Origin of the sequence: Marisediminicola senii (assembly GCF_011057645.1) — a bacterium.
Classification (GTDB): domain Bacteria; phylum Actinomycetota; class Actinomycetes; order Actinomycetales; family Microbacteriaceae; genus Marisediminicola; species Marisediminicola senii.
Window position 1 is genome coordinate 1 of sequence record NZ_JAALGE010000096.1, and the last position, 2,945, is coordinate 2,945.

General features: G+C 70.9%; 3 protein-coding genes. 1 reads left to right on the top strand and 2 read right to left on the bottom strand.

The window, feature by feature from the left end:
- Positions 1 to 208 precede the first annotated feature (208 nt).
- Positions 209 to 388, top strand: coding sequence for a hypothetical protein (locus tag G5S38_RS15330; protein ID WP_165070489.1), 180 nt, complete (start codon positions 209 to 211; stop codon positions 386 to 388).
- Positions 389 to 548: 160 nt separating this feature from the next.
- On the opposite strand, the gene galE is transcribed toward G5S38_RS15330, so the two are convergent.
- Together galE and G5S38_RS15340 are read right to left on the bottom strand one after the other, a co-directional pair.
- Entirely contained in the window at positions 549 to 1,514 is a 966-nt protein-coding gene (gene galE / locus G5S38_RS15335; RefSeq protein ID WP_165070491.1) for a UDP-glucose 4-epimerase GalE, read from the bottom strand.
- A gap of 167 nt (positions 1,515 to 1,681) precedes the next feature.
- Positions 1,682 to 2,794, bottom strand: a complete 1,113-nt coding sequence (locus G5S38_RS15340; RefSeq protein ID WP_165070493.1) for a PDDEXK family nuclease — start codon at positions 2,792 to 2,794, stop codon at positions 1,682 to 1,684.
- Positions 2,795 to 2,945: the final 151 nt, after the last annotated feature.

The window sequence follows — 2,945 nt, forward strand, 5'->3', positions numbered from 1 at the left end:
GCGGGGGGGTGGGGGTGGGGGGTGGGGGGGGGGGGGGGGGGGGGGGGGGGGGGGGCGGTGCGGGGGGGGGGCGGGGGGGGGGGTGGGGGGGGGGGGGGGGGTGCGGGGGTGCGGGGGTGCGGGGGCAACGTATCTCGATGCGGCTTACGCGGCGAGGTACTGCCGAGCAACGCGGCGCAACTGGATGCGGCTTACATCCGCTGGCGTTTTGACGAAAACGAAGGACTTCGGTTCCGACGTGACCGATCGGCACCCCCTGCGCCCCCGATGTACCCGTATCTCCTTCGTTTTCGTCGGACGCGTGGTGCGGGTGCGGGTGCGGGTGCGGGTGCGGGTGCGGGTGCGGCAGCTTGACGCCACGGCGTGGGAGGACACCGGTGGCGGGTGACGAAAACGACGGAGATACGGGTCACGAAGCGGTAAAGTGCGCGCCGAGCGCCATCACACGGCCGCATCTCCTTCGTTTTGGGCTCATGCAGGGGGCTGCGGGGGCCCTGGGCCGCGGAGGCGCCGGGGGCGCGTTGCCGACGCGGGCGCCCGGCGGCGGGTCAGGCGGACGGGCCGCGGCGCGCGTCCCAGGCGCTCTGCACCATGTCGCGGAGGGAGTGCCGCATGCGCCAGTCGAGGTCACGGGTGGCGAGCGCCCCTCCGGCAACGATGCGGGCGGGGTCGCCCGGCCTGCGGGGCCCGATCTCGGGCGTGAAGGGTATGCCCGTGGCATCCGCTATCGCCGTCATGATCTCGCCAACGGACACTCCCTCCCCACTGCCGAGGTTGTAGGCACGTTCCACCGGCTCGCCGGCGTCGAGTCGCCGAGCGGCCGCGACGTGGGAAAGTGCCAGATCGGCGACGTGGATGTAGTCGCGAACGTTCGTTCCATCGGGCGTGGCGTAATCGCCTCCGTTGATCCGGGGCACCTTGCCATCGAGCAGCGCCTCGAACACGAGGGGAAAGAGGTTGTGTGGACTGACGTCATACACGTCGGGTGTGCCTGACCCGACGACGTTGAAATAGCGGAGCGAGGTGTGGCGCAGGCCCCCGGCGACCTCCATGTCACGGAGGAGCCATTCGCCGATGAGCTTCGACTCGCCATACGGCGACTGCGGGTTCTTAGGGGTGTCCTCGGTGACGAGATCGGTATCCGGGGTGCCGTAGACGGCCGCGCTGGAGGAGAAGACCATCCGGTCGACCCCGCGGTCCGACATCGCGGCGAGCAGCACCGCCATCGCCGTGACGTTCTGCTCGTAGGTGTGCAGTGGGCGGGAGACCGAGACGCCCGCGTACTTGTATCCCGCGACATGGATGACGCCGGTCACGCCGTGGCGGTCGATCGTGTCGGAGACAACCCCGCCATCGAGGATGCTGCTGCGCACGAGGGGCACGCCATCGGGCACGAACTGTTCACGCCCCGTCGAGAGGTCGTCGATGACGACCGCGCCGATGCCGGCGTCCACGAGGGCGCGCGTTACGTGGGATCCGATGTATCCGGCACCGCCGGTCACTAGCCATGTCATGAGGCAACGGTATCGGGGTGTGGTGGCCGGGGTGATCGCGGGCGCCGTGCGGTGCAGTGCGCGGGTGCCGCGCGATGCGCGGTGCGGTCGCGGCATGCGCAGGCGGCGGGGTCGATCCAGATGCGGTGGGTACCACGGTCGCGGTCGAACGAAAACGAAGGAGTTTGCTACGGATCCGTCGTCGCGGTACCCCCATTCCGACCATCGACGCGTTTTCTCCTTCGTTTTCGGTAGCGCGCGGCGTCGCGTTCGGCGAGCTCGCGCCGCGCGTCGTCTGCCACGGCACGCCTGACGGCGGCCAGGCACATGTGCCAGCTGGTGTAGAGCTGGCGGTAGGTGAAGCGGAGTACGCGCTTGCCGTCGATGGCGGCCACGGTATCGCGGTGGCGATCCCGCTCGAACTGGCTGGATGCAGCATCCACTGGTCCCTCGGTCGGCGCATCGTGCTGTGAGCCGTCGATCTCGAGGTAGGTGTAGCGGCTCACCCGGCCGTCCAGGCGCCCGACGCCCGCGAGTCGCGGCTGGGGCTCGAACCGGATACCCGCGTCACCCAGCCACAACCTCACGAATGTCTCGCCGTGCGAGTCGGACCGTCCGTCGACGAGGCGGTGCCAGCGTCCGGTGCGACGCGGCGCATCTGCGAACAGGGTCGCGACGTCGGCTGGAGTCACCATGTCGAACCGCAGCGCCAGGTCAGCGCACGCCACCGCAACGTCGCGCCCCTCGGAACGGAGGACCGCGGCGAGCGCCTCTGTCACGGTGACCCGCCACGGGGATTCGTACCGGATGCTGCCGCCCTGGCCCGTCCATTGCACGCCGACATCGTGGCTGCGCGAGAGCCGACGATGGCGATCCAGGGGGTTGCGCAGGCGACAGGCGGTCGCTGCGACGGTGACCTGTAGTCGCGGCCGGTGCGGCACCGGGATGCCGTAACTTTCGAGCGCGCTGGTTCCGGTGAGACGGCCGCCGACCCGTACCGCGCGTACAGCAGCATCTGGCGCGCTGGGGATCGAGTACCAGCCCTGCCGCACGCGGAAGATCGCCCGGCGCGCCAGTTCGCCGCGTATGTGGCCGTCGCGGAAGCCGAGCGCGAGGAGATCCCGCCTCCGCAGGAAGTAGTCGTGGCGGGCGATGGTGTCGGCGATGGTCGGGGTGAGTGGGGTCGTCGGGGTGCGCGGCTGGGATGGCTGGGTTCGTCGAGGAGGTCGGGTTGGCGCGGATGGTGTTCCTCGCTCGGGCTGCGGGGATCGCGGGGGCGGTGTTGTCGGCGGGGACGGCACGCGGCGATTGTGCGGTGGCGGGCGCTGCGGCATCCATTGGTGGAAGGTGTCGGTGCAGAACGGGGGCGACGGCGGCGCCGGGGGGGGCGGGGGGGGGGGTGGGGGGGGGCCGGCTCCTTTACCCAACTCCGCGGCCACGCGAGGGGCCCGG